Raw genomic sequence first — 17,139 nt, 5'->3', positions numbered from 1 at the left:
GATCTATCACCGCACAGCCGGGGCGCCGCTGGCCAGTGTTATGCGCGCGGTGAGTGTAAAGGCGCTCCAGCGGCGAGCCGCAGCCAGATCTCCGTGCAGGTCTGGCGTGCCTTGGCCAGCCGGGCGGGCGATACCCGGGAGGCTTGATAGAAGTTTCGTTCGATCATCCAGCACAGCGCTTCGGCCAGCGCCGATGATTGGTCGGGCCGCTTACCGGCCGGCACGCCCATGTGTTCGAGGATCGCGGTGATGGCACCGATGAAGATATCGGCGGTCTCCTGCCACAGCGCATCGAGTTCGCCGACGGTGGTCGCGAGATCGATCGCCGTGCGCATGACGACGCCGTGTTCGCGCCACAGCTCCTCGGTCCGGCGCATCGCGGTATCGATCGCCGCCGCCCCGTCGGCGGCATCTTCGGCTGCGGCGCGCGACTTGTCGTGCAGCACCGCGACGGTGCGGGCGAACAGGGCCGTGATGACATCCTGCTTCGATCCGAAATAGAAATAGAGTGCGGCCCGGGTGATGCCGGCGCGTTCGGCGATATCGGCGATCGTGATCGCGTCATAACCGATGGAGCCCAAGAGTTCCTCGGTCGCGTCCAGGATCGCGGCCTCGCGCAGGTCACCCTTGCGCGGTTCGCCCGATCGTCGCCTGGTCAACTGGCCGCAATCTGCTGGCCGTCCGGGAAATCGGTGCTGCGCGACAAGGATTCCCAGGCCGCGATGTCGGCGTCGACGGCGTCGCGGCCGGCGCGGACCAACCGCAGCGCGTCGGATCCGAGCAGGAGGTGCCGGGGTGGCTCGGCGGCGTCGACGACGGTCAGGACGGCCGCGGCGGCCTTGACCGGATCCCCGAGCTGGTTGCCGTCGGCGTTGCGCCGGGCCTGCCGAATCGGCTCGAACACCGCGTCGTAGTCGTCGATGGCGCGGTCGGCGCGGACCATCGACCGGCCCGCCCAATCCGTCCGGAACGAGCCGGGTTCGATTGCGGTGACGTGGATCCCGAACGCCGCGACTTCCTTGCCGATGCTCTCCAGCAGGCCTTCGAGTGCGTACTTGCTGGCGCAGTACGCCGACAGGCCCGGCACCGTCATCAACCCGCCCATCGAGGTGACCGCCATGATGTGCCCGGCCCGTCGCTTGCGCATGGACGGCAGTACTGCCTGCACCGTGGCGGCCGCGCCGAACACGTTGGTCTCGAACTGCGCGCGCACCTCCGCAAGCGGCGTCTCCTCGAAGACGCCCTCCAATCCGTATCCGGCGTTGGCGATCAGGACGTCGATGGGCCCGATCGATGCCTCGACGTCGGCGACGGTGTCGACGACCGCCGCATGGTCGGTGACGTCGAGGATGCGGCCGTGCGCATTCGCCCCCAGCGCCTCGAAGGGGGCGAGATCGGCGGTCTTGCGCACCGTCCCGACGACGGTGTGACCGACTTGCAGTGCGCCGTGCGCGAAGGCACGGCCGAGTCCGGTGCTGACTCCGGTGATGAAGAACGTCTTGGGCATGGCCCCACGGTACGCATAAATCGACATGGTGTCGATTTTTATAGTCTGAACGTTGATTAGTGGGGCGCTGGTTGCCGGCCCCGGATCAGCTTGCCCGGCCGCGCCGCGGTCGGCACCCCGCGCTCGGCGATGATCTCGCCCGACACGATGGTGGCGACGTAACCGTCGGCGGTCTGGTCCAGCCGCCGGCCACCGGCGGGCAGGTCATGGGCCACCGTCGGCTTGTGCAGCCGCAGTGCCTGGTGGTCGATGACGTTGAGATCGGCCTTGTACCCGATCGCGATGCGGCCGCGATCGGCCAGACCCGCCACCCGCGCGGGCACCGTGGTCAACTCTCGGACCGCCTCGGCGACACCGAGCCGGCCGGTGGCCCGGTCCCGCACCCAGTGCGTGAGCATGTAGGTGGGAAAGCTTGCGTCGCAGATCATTCCGTAATGCGCCCCGCCGTCGCCGAGACCGAGCACCACGTCATCGCGGCGGATCAGGTCGGCGACGGTGTCCAGCGACCCGTCCCGGAAGTTGGCCAGCGTGACCAGCAACATGGCGTGCCCGTCGTCGTCGAGCAGTCGGTCGTAGGCCTCCTCCAACGCTGACACCCCGCGGGCCGCGGCGCGCGCGGCGATGCTGTCCGACGGATCCGGCTCGTAGTTCGGCGGGTCACCGAGCGGGAAGATGTAATCCCACGCCTGCACGGCGAACATCAGGGGATGCCCGTCGTCGGCCGGGGTGTCGTTCAGGATCCGTTCGCGCACCTCGGGTTTGCGCATCTCGGCCACCCGCTCGGCCAGCGGCAGCCCCTCGATCGCCCGGTAGCTGGGGTAGGTGATGAATGGGTTGCCCGACAACTGCAGGCCGATCACCAGGCCGATCGGACGCGGGAAGATCTGCGCGGTGATCTGCCCACCATCCGTGTTGGCCTTCTCCACCATCCGCAAGGCGTCCAGATGCAGAGCGGGACCGGCGTTGCCGATCGCCAGGGTGAACGTCACCGGCAGGCCCACGTCGGCCGCGACGTCGAACACCGCCTGCAGCGCGCCCTCATAGTCCGCGGCCAGCAGATCGGGCACGAACTGGATCAGTCCGCCGCCGGCGTCCTTGACCCCGAGCGCGATCGCCTCGATCTCGTCGTGACCGGCGTCGTAACTCGGGATGGGTTGGCCGCTCTCGGTTTTGTGGATGGTCAACCGGGACGACGCGAAGCCCAGGGCGCCCACCTGGATCGCCTCGGCGGCGAGCTTACGCATCTGCGACAGATCCTCGGGCGTGGCAGGTTCGCGATCCACCCCGCGACTGCCCATCACGTAGACCCGCAGGGGTGAATGGGGCAGGAAGGCAGCCACGTCGATATCGCGGCGGCGCGCATCCAGGGCGTCGAGGAATTCCGGGAACGTCTCCCAGGTCCAGGGCAGCCCGTCGACCATCACCACCCCGGGGATGTCCTCCACCCCGGCCATCACGTCCACCAGCGTCTCGTGGTCGGCCGGCCGGCAGGGGGCGAATCCGACACCGCAGTTGCCCATCACCGCCGTCGTCACGCCGTGCGCCGACGACGGGGTCATCCGGTCGCTCCAGATCGCCTGCCCGTCGTAATGGGTGTGCAGGTCCACGAAACCCGGGGTGACGAGCAGTCCGGTGGCGTCGATTTCCCTGCTGCCGACCCCGGACACGGTGCCGACCGCGGTGATCACCCCGGCCGTGACGGCCACGTCACCGACATACGGGTCCCCGCCCGACCCGTCGATGATGGTGCCGTTGCGGATCACGAGGTCGTGGTGTGTCATACCTCGAACCTACGATGACGCGATGATCGATCACCTGGGAATCAACTGTGCAGACTTCGCCAAATCGCAGGAGTTCTACGACACCGTGCTGGGCGTCCTGGGATTCACGCGGCAGATGGACATGGGCGTGGCCGTCGGTTACGGCCGTGACGGCAAGCCAGCCTTCTGGATCGCCGACGTCCGCGCCGGCGAGGCCACCGGCCCCAACCGGGAAGTGCATCTCGCCTTCCAGGCCGCCGACACCGACGCGGTGCAAAAGTTCTACGACGCAGCCGTCGGTCTGGGTGCGGAATCGCTGCACGCGCCCCGGTTGTGGCCCGAGTACCACCCCGGCTACTTCGGTGCCTTCGTGCGTGATCCGGACGGCAACAACGTGGAGGCGGTGTTCCACGGGGCGTGACGGGAATCGTCGTCACGGGAATCATTCAGCAGGGCAGCGGTTGGAACCCGTTATGAGCCTTTCGACTCTCGTGCCCGATGCTGCCCCCGTCAGGACGCCGTTCGGTTTCGAGTCGACCGCGGCCGAGGTCAGCGCCGGCGTCGATCTGTCCGGAAAGACCGCGATCGTCACCGGTGCATCGTCGGGTATCGGGGTGGAGACGGCCCGTGCACTGGCGCGTGCCGGCGCCGCGGTCACCCTCGCGGTGCGCGACGTGGACGCCACTGGGCCGATCGCGGCGGATATCCGCAGCGATACCGGCAACGACGCGGTGACGGTCGCCGCGCTGGATCTCAGCAGGCCCGACAGCGTCGTCGCGTTCGCCAGTGCCTGGACCGGCCCGCTGCACATCCTGGTGAACAACGCCGGCGTCATGGCCGTGCAGCAGCTGACGCTCACCGAGGCGGGCCATGAACTGCAGTTCGCGACCAATCACCTGGGGCACTTCGGGCTCGCCATCGGCCTCTACGACGCGCTGCGCCAAGCCGGCGGGGCGCGCATCGTGTCGGTGAGCTCGTCCGGTCATCTGCGTTCACCGGTGATCTTCGACGACATCGACTATGCGTTTCGCGAATACGACCCGTTCGGGGCGTACGGGCAGAGCAAGACCGCCAACGTGCTTTTCGCCGTCGAGGCCAGCCGGCGCTGGGCCGGTGACGGCATCACCGCCAACGCGCTGATGCCCGGCGGTATCGCCACCGCACTGCAGCGCCACCTGCCGTTGGGGTACAACGTGGAAGCGCGTGAGCGGTTCCACCGGGCGGGCAGCCGTTTCAAGAGCGTCGAACAGGGTGCGGCCACATCCGTGCTGCTGGCCGCCTCGCCGCTGGTGGAGGGGGTAGCCGGTAAGTACTTCGAGGACTGCAACGAGGCCGCCGTCGTCGACCGGCGCGACACCGGAATCGGCGGCGTCGCGCCGTATGCCCTTGACCTCGACAATGCCGAACGGCTGTGGGATCTTTCGCTTTCGATGCTGTGACCGTGGTACGCCGTCCGCGAGTACGTTGGCGACCATGACAGGTGACCTCGACGCCGCCCGCGAACTGCTCCGCGATTCGTTCACCCGCCTCATCGAGCATGTCGACGAATTGACCGACGGACTGACCGAGGAGCTGTCGTCGTGGCGGCCGACCCCGCAGGCCAACAGCATTGCCTGGCTGATCTGGCACAGCGCCCGGCAACAAGACGTCCAACTCGCCGATATTGCCGGGGCTGAGCAGGTGTGGATCCGCGACGGCTGGCGGGACCGCTTTGCACTCGACCTGCCCGGTAACGACATGGGCTATGGCCACACCGCCGAAGAGGTCGGGAAGGTCCGAGCCCCGGCCGACTTGCTGGCCGGCTATTACCGCGCGGTGCACAAGTTCAGCCTGGAGTACATCGCCTCGGTCACACCCGACGAGTTGGCGCGCGTCGTGGACGAGCGCTGGGACCCGCCGGTGACCGCCAGCGTGCGGTTGGTGAGCATCGTCGACGACGCCGCTCAGCACCTCGGACAGGCGGCGTACCTGCGGGGGATCGCGCCGCAGAGTTGACAGGTGTCAACCCCGCTGCGAGCTGCGTCACACATGCGGTTTAACATGGCCCTATGACTGCCACCGCAGACCGCTCTGACGTTGTCACCATTCACAACCCCGCCACCGGCGCCGTGGCCGGCGAGGTGCGGTGGACCGCTCCCGCCGACGTGCCGCGGATCGCGGCCGGTCTGCGTGAGGCGCAGCGCGAGTGGGAGGCCCGCGGCGCCAAGGGGCGCGCCAAGGTGCTGGCCCGCTATGCCGTCTGGCTGGGGGACCACCGCGACGAGATCGAGAAGCTGCTGATCGCCGAGACCGGCAAGTCCGCGACGGACGCCGCCCAAGAGGTGCCGTTGCTGCTGATCATCTTGTCCTACTACATCAAGGTCGTGGAGAAGGCGATGGCGCCGGAGACCCGCCCCGCCCCGCTGCCGTTCCTGTCGGTCAAGAAAATCGCCGTGCACTACCGGCCGCGTCCGGTGGTGGGCGTGATCGCGCCCTGGAACTATCCGGTGGCCAATGCGTTGATGGATGCCATCGGCGCTTTGGCGGCCGGCGCTGCGGTGCTGCTCAAGCCATCCGAGCGCACCCCGCTGACCGCCGAGCTGCTGGTACGCGGCTGGCTGGATTGCGGGGCCCCGGAAGTGCTGGCACTGGCCCAGGGTGCCCGCGAGGTGTCCGAGGCCGTCATCGACAACTCCGACTACATCCAGTTCACCGGTTCGTGTGCCACCGGCGTCAAGGTCATGGAACGGGCCGCGCGCCGGCTCACCCCGGTCAGCCTGGAACTCGGGGGCAAGGACCCGATGATCGTCCTGGAGGACGCCGATATCGACCTGGCCGCCAACGCCGCGGTCTGGGGCGCGATGTTCAACGCCGGCCAGACCTGCGTGTCGGTGGAGCGGGTGTACGTGCTCGAGCCGGTGTACGACCGGTTCGTCGCCGCCGTCGTCAAGGCCGTCGAGAACCTCAAGGTGGGCTCGGGCGAGGGCTACGACTTGGGCGCGCTGATCGACGAGTCCCAGGTCGCGGTGACCGCGCGGCACGTCGACGACGCGCTGGCCAAGGGTGCCAGGGCGCTCACCGGTGGCAAGCGCCCCGATGGCACCGGCAGCTTCTACCCGCCCACGGTGCTGGTGGACGTCGACCACTCGATGGCCTGTATGACCGAGGAGACCTTCGGCCCGACGTTGCCGATCATGAAGGTGTCGTCGGTGGGGGAGGCCGTCCGGCTGGCCAACGACAGCCCGTACGGGCTGAGCGCGGCGGTGTTCTCCAAGGATGTCGATCGAGCCAAAGACGTTGCACTGCAACTAGATTGCGGTGCCGTCAACGTCAACGACGTGATCTCGAACCTGATGTGCACCACCGCGCCGATGGGTGGGTGGAAGACCTCGGGTATCGGCGCGCGATTCGGCGGGGTGGACGGCGTGCGCAAGTTCTGCCGCCAGGAGACGGTGGTGGTGCCCCGGACCAGCGTCGGCGCCGGCGGCAACTACTACAACAACTCACTCAAGGCGCTGGCCAGGATGAACAAGATGATGACCAAGCTCGCGTTGTCGCGTCCCCGTCGCGAGGCCAAGTAGCGCACCGGCTGTTCACCTGGACGTCACCGATTGGTACGTCCGGGTGGATAGCGTCGTCGCGTGACGACTCTGGACACCACTGGCTACTCCGTCCGCGACGACGACGATGACGACCCCGAGTTGATCTTGCAGCCCAGCGGCGAGGTCGTCGACACCTGGCGTGAGGGCTACCCGTACGACGAGCGGATGAAGCGCAGCGAGTACGAGGAGCAGAAGCGGCTGCTGCAGATCGAGCTGCTGAAGCTGCAGAAGTGGAGCCAGGCCCACGGGCACCGGCACGTCATCGTGTTCGAGGGCCGCGACGCCGCAGGCAAGGGCGGCACCATCAAGCGGTTCATGGAACACCTCAACCCGCGTGGCGCGCGTGTGGTGGCACTGGAGAAGCCGACCGAGAAGGAACGCACCCAGTGGTACTTCCAGCGGTACGTCACCCACCTGCCCGGCGCGGGGGAAATCGTGCTGTTCGACCGGTCCTGGTACAACCGGGCCGGCGTCGAACGGGTGATGGGTTACTGCACCCCCAAGCAGCACGCCGAATTCATCCGCCAAACGCCGCTTTTCGAGCAGATGCTGGTCAACGACGGCATCAGCCTGACCAAGCTGTGGTTCTCGGTGACGCAGTCCGAACAGCGCACCCGGTTCACCATCCGCCAGGTCGACCCCGTTCGGCAGTGGAAGCTCTCGCCGACGGACCTGGCCTCGCTGGACAAGTGGGATGACTACACCGCGGCCAAGGAAGACATGTTCGCCTGGACCGACACCGAGATCGCGCCGTGGACCGTGGTGAAAAGCAATGACAAGAAACGCGCCAGGATCAACGCGATGCGCTACGTCCTGGGTAAGTTCGACTACGACAACAAGGACCATGAGGTGGTCGGCCAGGCCGACCCGCTGATCGTGGGGCGCGCACTGTCCGACTGACGCGGCCCCCTGAGCCGAGGAGGGCGCCGTGCGGTTTCTGCTGGCGGCGCTGCTCTGGCTGATCACCACCGCTCTGCTGGCCGTCACGGTGCCCGCGCTGTGGGCGCAGCACACCATCGTCTCCGAGAGTGGGTATGCCACGCTGGCTGCCTCGGCCGCCAAAGATCCGGCGCTGCAGCAGGCGATGGCATCCGAACTGAGTGGGCAGCTGATGACGGCCACCGGCGCCTCCGGTGTGCAGGGCACGGTGCTCGACGCCGCCGTGAGCGCGTACACGGCCAGTGAGGTGTTCCCCAGCCAGTTCGCGACCGTGAACCGCGTCGCCCATCGATGGCTGTTCACCGACACGGTGTCCCGCTCGGATGACTCGGGTCGGTGGGTCGTCGACCTGGCGCCGATGCTGGCCGACAGCTCGATCAAGCAGACGTTGGCCGGTTTCGGGGTGCAGCCGCCGGCCACGCTGGAGGTGCCGCTCACCGAGAAGGTGTCAGCCCATCTGCGACCGGGGCAGCTGCGATTGGTGGCGGTCTGGGGGCCGTGGGCCAGTGTCGCAGTGGCCGTGCTCACCGGCGTGTTTGCGCTGCTGACCTTGATCGCCGCCCGGGCGCGCGGCAAAGCTCTTGCCGCACTCGGCATTTCGGCGCTCTTGGTCGGGGCAGCCGGATGGGCCGGTATCGAGATCGGCCGACGCTACGTCGATGACGCGCTCAATCGCACCACCGGTGATGTGCACGCGATCGCCGACGTGATGGTCGATCACGCAGTGGGCAGCATGCACATGTGGCTGAACCTGACCCTGACCGTCGGCGGTGGGCTGGTGATCATCGGGGTGATCGTGGCGCTGCTGAGCGGGCTGGGTTCACGGCGCGATGACGTGTGACGGGTCGGGGCGGCGCTTATCCACAGCGGCGCGTTCGGCACGCACCCAGTTCTGGGTGAGCCCGAGCGCGATGAGAATGTCGGCGGCCGTGATCAGCAGCCCGATGAAGTACATCCACTTCATACCGGGATCGCGCGGCACGGTGAAGAAGATGACCAGGAAGATCGGCCCGACGATACCGAACACGAACGTCATGCCCTGGAACACCAGATAGCGGCAGAACACGGTCCAGGGCGTCATTGGCGTCAGCCTAATGTCCGCCACAGGTACGTGTAGATCAATGCCGCGCGGAATGCGGCCTGCGCATTGTCGGCCGCGCCGCCGTGTCCGCCCTCGATGTTTTCGTAGTAGTCCACCCGGTGGCCGGCCGCCTCCAGCGCGGCGGTCATCTTGCGGGCATGCCCGGGGTGCACCCGGTCATCGCGGGTCGAGGTGGTGATCAGGATCGGCGGATACTGCCGGTCGGCCGAAATATTCTGGTAGGGCGAATATTTCGAGATGAACTCCCAGTCCGCGGGATCATCCGGGTTACCGTATTCGGCCACCCACGACGCGCCGGCCAACAACAGATGGAAACGCTTCATGTCCAGCAGCGGCACGCTGCACACCAGCGCGCCGAACAGCTCCGGATAGCGGGTCAACATGATGCCCATCAGCAGCCCGCCATTGCTGCCACCCTGCGCACCCAGCTGCGGCACCGTCGTCACCCCGCGAGCGACCAGGTCGCGGGCCACCGCGGCGAAATCCTCGTCGACCAGATGCCGTCCGGCGCGCATCGCCTGGGTGTGCCAGCCGGGCCCGTACTCACCGCCGCCGCGGATATTGGCCAGCACGTAGGTGCCGCCGCGGGCCAACCACAACCGGCCGAGCACACCGTCGTAGGCGGGGGTGCGCGACACCTCGAATCCGCCGTAGCCGCCGAGCAGGGTCGGTCCGCTCACACCGGGTCGCCCGACCACGAAATAGGGGACCCGGGTCCCGTCGGCGGACACCGCGAAATGCTGGCTCACCTCCAGCCCGTCGGCATCGAAGAATGCGGGCGCGCGTTTGATCTCGGTGAACTCACCGGCGTCCGTTCCCCACAGCAACCGCGACGGGGTGACGAATCCGCTTGAGTCCAGGAAGATCTCGTCGCCGTGCGGATCGGCGGCCGCGATCACCGTGTTGGTGTTGGCGGGCAGCCCGGGCACGTCGGTGGCCGTCCACTGGCCGGGGGTCAGGATCTGCACCCGGCTGGCGACATCGGCCAGTGTCACCACCACCAGTTTGTCCTGGGTCCACGAGTGCTGATGCAGGCAGGTGTGCTCGTCCGGTTCGAATACCACCGTCACATCGGCTGAGCCGCTGACGAATTCGTGATAGTCGGCGGCCAGCAGCGAACCCGCGATATAGCCCTTCCAGTCGGTGCGCAGCTCGATCAGCAGCCAGTCCCGGTGCACCGACACCGTCGCATCGGTGGGCGCATCGATGCGGATCAACTCGTCGTCGCGCAACTCGTAGATCTCGTCGTTGAAGAAGTCCACCGCCCGGCTGATCAACGTCCGCTCGAATCCGGGGGTGCGGTCCACCAAGGCCGCGACGATGACATCGCTGCGTTCACCGGCGTACACCGTCGTCGCATCGGCGAGGTTCTGGCCGCGCTGCCAGCGCTTGACCAGCCGGGCGTAGCCGGAATCGGTCAGTGAGCCCGCACCGAAGTCGGTGCCGACCAGCACGGTGTCCGGGTCGGCCCAGGTGATCTGCGTCTTGGCTTCCGGCAGCTCGAACCCGCCGGCCACGAATTCCCGTGTGTTCATGTCGAATTCGCGTACCACCACGGCATCGGCACCGCCGCGGGACAGGCTGATCAGGGCACGGGAATGGTCGGGTTCGAGCACGTCGGCGCCGGCCCAGACCCAGTTCTCGCCATCGGCCTTCGCCAGCTGGTCGACGTCGATGACCACATCCCACACCGGGGACGCGCTGCGGTAGGACTCCAGCGTGGTGCGGCGCCACACGCCACGCGGGTTGGCCTCGTCGCGCCAGAAGTTGTAGAGATGCTCGCCGCGGCGGCGCACGTACGGGATCCGGGCATCGGTGTCGAGCACCTCCAGCGCCTGGGTCCGCATGGCCTCGAACTGCTCGCCGGCCAGCGCGGCCAGCGTCGGCTCGTTGTGGGCGCGCACCCACGCCAGCGCGTCGTCGCCGGTGACATCCTCTAGCCAAAGGTGGAGGTCTGGTCCAGAACTCATGTCACCTTTCTACCGTGGGCGTAGCGTGAGTTCATGACCAGCCGCGCCCTCATCACCCAGGCCGCCGCCGACCTGCTCGCGGTTCTGCAGAAACGCCACGGCGCGTTGATGTTTCACCAGTCCGGCGGCTGCTGTGACGGCTCCTCGCCGATGTGCTATCCGCAGGGCGACTTCATCGTGGGGGACCGCGACATCCTGTTGGGGGTGCTCGATGTCGGGGCTGACGGTGATGACAGCGGCGTGCCGGTCTGGATCTCCGGTCCGCAGTTCGAGGTGTGGCAGCACACCCAGCTGATCATCGACGTGGTGCCCGGCCGGGGCAGCGGATTCAGCCTGGAAGCCCCCGAGGGCATGCGCTTCCTGTCCCGCGGCCGGGTGTTCTCCGACGACGAGACCACCGAACTCGCGGGGCGGCCGCCGATCACCGGCGCGCAGTACGCCGCGGGCGCCCGCCCCGCCGACGATCAGACCAGGATCGTGGCCGAAGCGTCGCAGGCCTGCCCGTTACCTACTTCTCGCAGGTGAACTGCACGACATCGGTCTGCCGGTTGCGGAACAGGTTCGCGCACCCGGTCAGATATTTCATGTAGCGGTCGTAGACCTCTTCGGACTGGATGGCGATCGCCTCGTCCCGGTGGGCCTCCAGATTGGCCGCCCAGATGTCCAGCGTCTTGGCGTAGTGCGGTTGCAGCGACTGCTTGCGGCTCACCGTGAACCCGGCCGCTTCGGCGTGCTCCTCGACCATCGGGATCGACGGCAGCCGGCCGCCGGGGAAGATCTCGGTGAGGATGAATTTGATGAACCGGGCCAACTCGAAGGTCAGCGGGATGCCCTCTTCCCTGGCCAGGGCGGGATGCGGCGCGGTGATGGTGTGCAGCAGCATCACCCCGTCCGACGGCAGCACCTGATACGCCTTGGCGAAGAAATCGGTGTACCGGTCGTGACCGAAGTGCTCGAACGCTCCGATCGACACGATGCGGTCCACCGGTTCGTCGAACTGCTCCCAGCCCTGCAACAGCACCCGCCTGGTACGGGGGGTGTCCAACTCGTCGAACGCGGCCTGCACGTGAGTGGCCTGGTTCTTCGACAGCGTCAGACCCACCACGTTGACGTCGTACTTCTCGATCGCGCGCCGCATGGTCGCGCCCCAGCCGCACCCGACGTCGAGCAGGGTCATGCCCGGTTGGAGGCCAAGTTTGCCAAGGGAAAGATCGATTTTGGCGATCTGCGCCTCCTCGAGCGTCATATCGTCACGCTCGAAGTACGCGCAGCTGTAGGTCTGGGTGGGATCCTGGAAGAGCCGGAAAAAGTCGTCGGACAGGTCGTAGTGCGCCTGAACGTCCTCGAAGTGCGGTTTTAACTGCTTGGGCATGGCTAGAGGGCCTCTCGGTTTGACCTGACGGCGAGGTGTACCCCGCGGTTCACCTTTGAAACCACGAACTGTCGCCCGAACGGTTCAGACGTCCCCCTCGTCCTTCTGCATTCGTAGCTGACCGAGGAGAGGATGGGACGACTTTGGACAGACAGGTGCGTCGAAAACCGGCACGTGCGCCGCCCCGATAGGGTGATGGCGTGACCCACTATGACGTCGTCGTACTCGGAGCTGGCCCCGGCGGATATGTCGCGGCCATCCGCGCTGCCCAACTCGGCCTGAACACCGCCATCGTCGAACCGAAATACTGGGGCGGCGTCTGTCTCAACGTCGGGTGTATCCCGTCCAAGGCGCTGCTGCGCAATGCCGAACTGGCCCATATCTTCACCAAGGAAGCCAAGACCTTCGGCATCAGTGGTGAGGCGAGCTTCGACTACGGCGCCGCCTTCGACCGCAGCCGCAAGGTCGCCGACGGCCGTGTGGCCGGTGTGCACTTCCTGATGAAGAAGAACAAGATCACCGAGATCCACGGCTACGGGAAGTTCACCGGTCCCAACGGACTGACCGTCGACCTCAACGAGGGCGGAACCGAAGAGGTCACCTTCGACAACGCGATCATCGCCACCGGGTCCAGCACCCGTCTGGTGCCGGGCACCTCGCTGAGCGAGAACGTCGTCACCTACGAGAGCCAGATCCTGTCTCGCGAACTGCCCGGCTCGATCATCATCGCCGGCGCCGGTGCCATCGGCATGGAGTTCGCCTACGTGCTGAAGAACTACGGTGTCGACGTCACCATCGTCGAGTTCCTGCCCCGCGCGCTGCCCAACGAGGACGCCGAGGTGTCCAAGGAAATCGAGAAGCAGTACAAGAAACTCGGGGTCAAGATCCTCACCGGCACCAAGGTCGAGTCGATCGAGGATTCCGGTAGCGAGGTCACCGTCAAGGTGAGCAAGGACGGCAAGGCCGAGGAACTGAAGGCCGATAAGGTGTTGCAGGCCATCGGTTTCGGGCCGAACGTCGAGGGCTTCGGACTGGAGAACACCGGCGTCGCGCTGACCGAGCGCAAGGCCATCGCCATCGACGACTACATGCGCACCAACGTCGGCCACATCTACGCCATCGGCGACGTCACCGCCAAGCTGCAGCTGGCACACGTCGCCGAGGCGATGGGCGTGGTGGCCGCCGAGACCATCGCCGGGGCCGAGACCCTGGCACTGGGCGACTACCGGATGATGCCGCGTGCGACGTTCTGCCAACCGCAGGTGGCCAGCTTCGGGCTGACCGAGGAGCAGGCCCGCGCCGAGGGGTACGACGTCGTCGTCGCCAAGTTCCCGTTCACCGCCAACGGCAAGGCACACGGGCTGGCCGATCCCACCGGTTTCGTCAAGCTGGTCGCCGACAAGACGCACCTCGAGCTGCTCGGCGGGCACCTGATCGGCCCCGACGTCTCCGAGCTGCTGCCCGAGCTGACGCTGGCGCAGAAGTGGGACCTGACCGCCAATGAGCTGGCCCGCAACGTGCACACCCATCCGACCCTGTCCGAAGCGCTGCAGGAGTGCTTCCACGGCCTGGTCGGCCACATGATCAACTTCTGATCACCGGTGCGCGCGAAGGTTGTCGCCGCCATCGGCGGGCTGGCGATCGGCCACATCCTGTGGCTGCTCGCCATCACGCTGGCGATCAACACCAGTGACGTGAGCTTCTGGGTGTTGATCGTCTCCGCGGTGATCATCGCGCTGGCGATCGTGGTCGGGCTGCTCGGCCGGCGTGCCTACCAGCGCAAGGACCAGGTGTGGACGGCGTTCCTGTGGGCGCTGCCGATCTCGCCCGTGCTCATGACGGTCGCGGTGCTGGGCGTCACCTACCTGTAGCCGTCAGTCGGGAAAGTCCAGCGGGATCCGCAGCGTCGCCATGGTGGCCGCAAGCGCATCGTATTGCCCTGCGAGCGTGCAGAATTCGATGAGCTGGGCCCGGGTGTAGAGCTTGGCCAGCGCGGTCCAGGTCTCGCTGGACATCGACCGGGTGATGACGAACTCGTCGGTCGCGGTGACCAGGACCCGCTGTCGCGGGGTGAGGCCCTCGGCGTCGGGTCCCTCGAAGATGGCGGCCTGGGTGGCGGCGTCCAGGCCGCGGCTGCGGGCCAGCCGGCGATGCTGCTGCAACTCGTACTCGCAGCCGCGCAGATGTCCCACCCGCAGGATCACCGTCTCGGCGTCACCTCGGGACAACTTGCCCGCGTAGAGCAGATATCCGGAGAACGGCAACCAGGCCAGGAACAGCAGCCGGTGCTGGCCGAGCACGTTCATCAGATGGAATTTCGGGGCCCGGATGCCGCGGGCGCCCGCCTTGGCGATCGCCCAGTTGACCGGGCCCAGCTCACGGAGGCCGCCGGGTGGGATCCGGGCGGGTGTTTCAGATCCAGTCATGTCTGCTTCACCAGATACGGGGACACCGTGCTGCGGTGTTCGTCGAGGTCGAGGGCGCGGCCGAGTGCGGGGAACGCGCGCTGCGGGCAGTTGTCGCGCTCGCAGACGCGGCAACCGGCACCGATCGGTATCGCTGCGATCTTGGAATCACCGGTCAGCGCCAACCCTTCGGAGTAGACCAGCCGGTGCGCATGACGGAGTTCACAGCCCAGGCCGATCGCGAACGTCTTTCCAGGCTGACCATAGCGCGCGGCGCGGCGTTCTACGGTGCGCGCCACCCACATGTACTGGCGGCCGTCGGGCATCTGAGCGATCTGCACCAGGATCTTGCCCGGATTGGCGAACGTCTCGTAGACATTCCACAGCGGACAGGTACCGCCCGCAGACGAGAAGTGAAAACCGGTGGCGGACTGGCGTTTCGACATGTTGCCTGCGCGGTCGACACGCACGAACGACAGTGGCACACCGCGCATGGAGGGTCGCTGCAGGGTGGACAGCCGGTGCGCGATGGTCTCGTAGGACACCGAGTAGTACGCCGACAACCGTTCGACGTCGTAGCGGAACTCTTCGGCGACGGTGTGGAACTGGGTGTAGGGCAACACGGTGGCCGCCGCGAAGTAATTGGCCAGCCCGAGCCGGGCCAGGGTGCGGGATTCGTCGCTGGTGAACTTGCCCTCGTCGGTCAGTTTGTCGATGAGGTCGCCGAACTCCAGATAGGCCAGCTCGGCGGCGAGTTTGAAGACGTACTGGCCGCTGGCGAGGTGGCTGCCGATCTCCAGGGTCCGGGTCGCCGGGTCGAAGCGGTGCAGCACGGTGTCGCCCAGGTCTTGGCGTTTGACGATGTGCACCCCGTGCACGGCCGTCAGCCGGGCCGACAGTTCGCCGGCCAGGTCGGCACGGTGCATGCGCATCCGGATGGTCAGATCCTCGGCGGCGGTGTCGAGTTCGTGCAGGTAATTCTGCCGTTGGTAGAAGTAGTCGCGCACCTCCTCGTGCGGCATCGTGATGGTTCCCGAACCGCTGGCGCCGGCGGCGGGTGCGCCCATGCCGAACCGGTCTTCGGTGGCGGCGGCCAGCTGCGTGGTGGTCAGCCGGTAGCGCTGGTGCAGATTCACCATGGCGCGTGCGACCGACGGATGCGCGGCCACCAGCTCGGCGATCTCGGCGGCATCGACATCCAGGTCGAGGTCACGATCCATGGTGATCTCGCGCAGCTCGGCGACCAGTCGGGTGTCGTCCTGGGAGGCGAAGAAGGTGGCGTCCACCCCGAACACCTCGGTGATGCGCAGCAGCACCGCGACGGTCAGCGGCCGCACGTCGTGTTCGATCTGGTTGAGGTAGCTGGGGGAGATCTCCAGCATCTGCGCCAGGGATGCCTGGCTGAATCCGCGTTCGCTGCGCAGTTGGCGGACCCGCGATCCCACGAACGTCTTGGCCACCCGGTCCAGGGTAATGACCATTGCAAAGATTGGCTTTGCATTGTTCGCAGACCAATATGGAGCACATGACCGGTTTGGCGAAGACCCTGATGCCCGTGCCCGAGGGCCACCCCGATGTGTTCGACACCTCGTGGTCGCTGCGGATGGCCGATGTGGACCGGGGCGGCAGGCTGCGTTTCGACGGCGCCACCCGGCATATCCAGGACGTCGGCCAGGACCAACTGCGGCAGATGGGTTACGAGGAGGTCCACCCGGCCTGGATCGTCCGCCGGACGATGATCGACCTCGTCGAACCGATCGAGTTCCCCGACATCCTGAGGTTGCGGCGGTGGTGTTCGGGGACGTCGACGCGCTGGTGCGAGATGCGCGTCCGGATCGAAGGCAGGCGGTCGGGTCTCATCGAATCCGAAGCGTTCTGGATCTGCTTCAGCCGGGAGACGCAGAGCCCCGGCCGCATCGCCGACGACTTCCTCGCCGGGCTGCGCCGCACGACGGATGTGGACCGGCTGCGCTGGAAGGCCTATCTCAAGGCGGGCGCCCGCGACGATGCCGTCGCCATCCGCAAGTACCCGGTGCGGGTCACCGATATCGACCTGTTCGACCACATGAACAACTCGGTCTACTGGAGCGTCGTCGAGGACTACCTGGAGACCGTCCCGGAGCTTCTCAAGGCGCCGCTGCGGGTGACCATCGAGCACGACTCCGCCGTTGCTCTCGGCGACGACCTGGACATCATGGTGCACGTGTATCCGCCCGGATCGACCGACAAATTCGGTGCCGAGCTCACCGACCGCACTGTTACAACGCTCACATACGCCGTCGGCGACGAGACCAAAGCGGTCGCCAGCCTGTTCGCTCGCTGACCCCCGGCCGTTTAACAGTACGGGCGTACTGACCAGCGACAATTGGCTACCGCCAAGTAGCTTCTGAACCGGTACAGCAAGTTGCGTGCTTCGCAAACTTAGCAAGTTCGCGGAGTGCGTTAGCCAAAATTGGCAACTGAAACGGGTGGACCTGCGCATATGCCGTAGGGCATCCTCGGA

The 17,139-nt window shown here is 66.8% G+C and carries 18 protein-coding genes; 10 read left to right on the top strand and 8 right to left on the bottom strand.

The window, feature by feature from the left end; genetic code table 11:
• Window positions 1-38: 38 nt before the first annotated feature.
• The 3 genes from SBI67_RS06220 to SBI67_RS06210 are packed head-to-tail and all read right to left on the bottom strand — an operon-like array spanning window position 39 to window position 3,288.
• Window positions 39-659, bottom strand: a complete 621-nt coding sequence (locus tag SBI67_RS06220) for a TetR/AcrR family transcriptional regulator (RefSeq protein ID WP_318979719.1) — start codon at window positions 657-659, stop codon at window positions 39-41.
• Window positions 656-1,507, bottom strand: a complete 852-nt coding sequence (locus SBI67_RS06215; RefSeq protein ID WP_318979718.1) for an oxidoreductase — start codon at window positions 1,505-1,507, stop codon at window positions 656-658. Before SBI67_RS06215 ends, SBI67_RS06220 begins: the two co-directional genes overlap by 4 nt.
• Before the next feature lie 56 nt (window positions 1,508-1,563).
• Window positions 1,564-3,288, bottom strand: a complete 1,725-nt coding sequence (locus tag SBI67_RS06210; protein WP_318979717.1) for an N-acyl-D-amino-acid deacylase family protein — start codon at window positions 3,286-3,288, stop codon at window positions 1,564-1,566.
• 22 nt (window positions 3,289-3,310) lie between these two features.
• Between SBI67_RS06210 and SBI67_RS06205 the strand changes: the two genes are divergently transcribed.
• The 6 genes from SBI67_RS06205 to SBI67_RS06180 are packed head-to-tail and all read left to right on the top strand — an operon-like array spanning window position 3,311 to window position 8,628.
• The gene (locus tag SBI67_RS06205) at window positions 3,311-3,688 is read left to right on the top strand and encodes a VOC family protein (RefSeq protein ID WP_318979716.1); all 378 of its coding nucleotides are present in this window, start codon (window positions 3,311-3,313) and stop codon (window positions 3,686-3,688) included.
• A gap of 52 nt (window positions 3,689-3,740) precedes the next feature.
• Complete coding sequence (locus SBI67_RS06200) at window positions 3,741-4,706, top strand: SDR family NAD(P)-dependent oxidoreductase (protein WP_318979715.1); 966 nt, start codon at window positions 3,741-3,743, stop codon at window positions 4,704-4,706.
• Between the two features lie 34 nt (window positions 4,707-4,740).
• Complete coding sequence (locus SBI67_RS06195) at window positions 4,741-5,262, top strand: mycothiol transferase (RefSeq protein WP_318979714.1); 522 nt, start codon at window positions 4,741-4,743, stop codon at window positions 5,260-5,262.
• Between the two features lie 53 nt (window positions 5,263-5,315).
• The gene (locus tag SBI67_RS06190; RefSeq protein WP_318979713.1) at window positions 5,316-6,827 is read left to right on the top strand and encodes an aldehyde dehydrogenase family protein; all 1,512 of its coding nucleotides are present in this window, start codon (window positions 5,316-5,318) and stop codon (window positions 6,825-6,827) included.
• 60 nt (window positions 6,828-6,887) lie between these two features.
• On the top strand, window positions 6,888-7,748 hold the full coding sequence (gene ppk2, locus SBI67_RS06185; RefSeq protein WP_318979712.1) for a polyphosphate kinase 2: 861 nt from the start codon (window positions 6,888-6,890) through the stop codon (window positions 7,746-7,748).
• Between the two features lie 28 nt (window positions 7,749-7,776).
• On the top strand, window positions 7,777-8,628 hold the full coding sequence (locus SBI67_RS06180; protein WP_318979711.1) for a hypothetical protein: 852 nt from the start codon (window positions 7,777-7,779) through the stop codon (window positions 8,626-8,628).
• Here the strand turns inward: SBI67_RS06180 and SBI67_RS06175 are convergent.
• Both SBI67_RS06175 and SBI67_RS06170 read right to left on the bottom strand, forming a co-directional pair.
• Window positions 8,608-8,868 (bottom strand): hypothetical protein, encoded by a 261-nt coding sequence (locus tag SBI67_RS06175; RefSeq protein ID WP_318979710.1) that lies wholly within the window; start codon window positions 8,866-8,868, stop codon window positions 8,608-8,610. The genes SBI67_RS06180 and SBI67_RS06175 overlap by 21 nt on opposite strands.
• A gap of 5 nt (window positions 8,869-8,873) precedes the next feature.
• Window positions 8,874-10,859, bottom strand: coding sequence for a prolyl oligopeptidase family serine peptidase (locus SBI67_RS06170; protein WP_318979709.1), 1,986 nt, complete (start codon window positions 10,857-10,859; stop codon window positions 8,874-8,876).
• Window positions 10,860-10,892: 33 nt separating this feature from the next.
• On the opposite strand from SBI67_RS06170, the gene SBI67_RS06165 reads away from it, so the two are divergent.
• Window positions 10,893-11,384: a DUF779 domain-containing protein gene (locus SBI67_RS06165; RefSeq protein WP_318979708.1), complete on the top strand. Its 492-nt coding sequence runs from the start codon at window positions 10,893-10,895 to the stop codon at window positions 11,382-11,384.
• On the opposite strand, the gene SBI67_RS06160 is transcribed toward SBI67_RS06165, so the two are convergent.
• The gene (locus SBI67_RS06160; protein ID WP_318979707.1) at window positions 11,368-12,231 is read right to left on the bottom strand and encodes a cyclopropane mycolic acid synthase family methyltransferase; all 864 of its coding nucleotides are present in this window, start codon (window positions 12,229-12,231) and stop codon (window positions 11,368-11,370) included. The genes SBI67_RS06165 and SBI67_RS06160 overlap by 17 nt on opposite strands.
• A 200-nt stretch (window positions 12,232-12,431) precedes the next feature.
• Here SBI67_RS06160 and lpdA point away from each other — a divergent pair, with 200 nt between their 5' ends.
• On the top strand, window positions 12,432-13,826 hold the full coding sequence (gene lpdA / locus SBI67_RS06155) for a dihydrolipoyl dehydrogenase (RefSeq protein WP_318979706.1): 1,395 nt from the start codon (window positions 12,432-12,434) through the stop codon (window positions 13,824-13,826).
• A 6-nt stretch (window positions 13,827-13,832) separates the two neighbouring features.
• Window positions 13,833-14,102 carry a hypothetical protein gene (locus SBI67_RS06150; RefSeq protein WP_318979705.1) on the top strand — a complete coding sequence of 90 codons (270 nt, stop codon included), beginning with the start codon at window positions 13,833-13,835 and terminating at the stop codon, window positions 14,100-14,102.
• A gap of 3 nt (window positions 14,103-14,105) precedes the next feature.
• Here SBI67_RS06150 and SBI67_RS06145 read toward each other — a convergent pair whose 3' ends face one another.
• Both SBI67_RS06145 and ramB read right to left on the bottom strand, forming a co-directional pair.
• Window positions 14,106-14,657 carry a carboxymuconolactone decarboxylase family protein gene (locus tag SBI67_RS06145; protein ID WP_318979704.1) on the bottom strand — a complete coding sequence of 184 codons (552 nt, stop codon included), beginning with the start codon at window positions 14,655-14,657 and terminating at the stop codon, window positions 14,106-14,108.
• Window positions 14,654-16,096: an acetate metabolism transcriptional regulator RamB gene (gene ramB, locus SBI67_RS06140; RefSeq protein WP_318980459.1), complete on the bottom strand. Its 1,443-nt coding sequence runs from the start codon at window positions 16,094-16,096 to the stop codon at window positions 14,654-14,656. Before ramB ends, SBI67_RS06145 begins: the two co-directional genes overlap by 4 nt.
• A 56-nt stretch (window positions 16,097-16,152) precedes the next feature.
• Between ramB and SBI67_RS06135 the strand changes: the two genes are divergently transcribed.
• Window positions 16,153-16,959 (top strand): acyl-ACP thioesterase domain-containing protein, encoded by an 807-nt coding sequence (locus SBI67_RS06135; RefSeq protein ID WP_413232413.1) that lies wholly within the window; start codon window positions 16,153-16,155, stop codon window positions 16,957-16,959.
• The last annotated feature ends 180 nt before the right edge of the window (window positions 16,960-17,139 follow it).

The sequence above is a fragment of the Mycolicibacterium chengduense genome (genome assembly GCF_033741155.1).
GTDB lineage: Bacteria > Actinomycetota > Actinomycetes > Mycobacteriales > Mycobacteriaceae > Mycobacterium.
Note: the sequence above shows the minus strand (reverse complement) of the source record. Positions and strands in the feature narration are given on the sequence as shown.

Excerpts from the sequence above, each read along its gene's own strand:
- SBI67_RS06215 (WP_318979718.1), bottom strand. The coding sequence starts at position 1,507 with ATGCCCAAGACGTTCTTCATCACCGGAGTCAGCACCGGACTCGGCCGT.
- SBI67_RS06210 (WP_318979717.1), bottom strand. The coding sequence starts at position 3,288 with ATGACACACCACGACCTCGTGATCCGCAACGGCACCATCATCGACGGG.
- SBI67_RS06205 (WP_318979716.1), top strand. The coding sequence starts at position 3,311 with ATGATCGATCACCTGGGAATCAACTGTGCAGACTTCGCCAAATCGCAG.
- SBI67_RS06200 (WP_318979715.1), top strand. The coding sequence starts at position 3,741 with ATGAGCCTTTCGACTCTCGTGCCCGATGCTGCCCCCGTCAGGACGCCG.
- SBI67_RS06195 (WP_318979714.1), top strand. The coding sequence starts at position 4,741 with ATGACAGGTGACCTCGACGCCGCCCGCGAACTGCTCCGCGATTCGTTC.
- SBI67_RS06190 (WP_318979713.1), top strand. The coding sequence starts at position 5,316 with ATGACTGCCACCGCAGACCGCTCTGACGTTGTCACCATTCACAACCCC.
- SBI67_RS06175 (WP_318979710.1), bottom strand. The coding sequence starts at position 8,868 with ATGACGCCCTGGACCGTGTTCTGCCGCTATCTGGTGTTCCAGGGCATG.
- SBI67_RS06170 (WP_318979709.1), bottom strand. The coding sequence starts at position 10,859 with ATGAGTTCTGGACCAGACCTCCACCTTTGGCTAGAGGATGTCACCGGC.
- SBI67_RS06165 (WP_318979708.1), top strand. The coding sequence starts at position 10,893 with ATGACCAGCCGCGCCCTCATCACCCAGGCCGCCGCCGACCTGCTCGCG.
- SBI67_RS06160 (WP_318979707.1), bottom strand. The coding sequence starts at position 12,231 with ATGCCCAAGCAGTTAAAACCGCACTTCGAGGACGTTCAGGCGCACTAC.
- SBI67_RS06145 (WP_318979704.1), bottom strand. The coding sequence starts at position 14,657 with ATGACTGGATCTGAAACACCCGCCCGGATCCCACCCGGCGGCCTCCGT.
- SBI67_RS06135 (WP_413232413.1), top strand. The coding sequence starts at position 16,153 with ATGGAGCACATGACCGGTTTGGCGAAGACCCTGATGCCCGTGCCCGAG.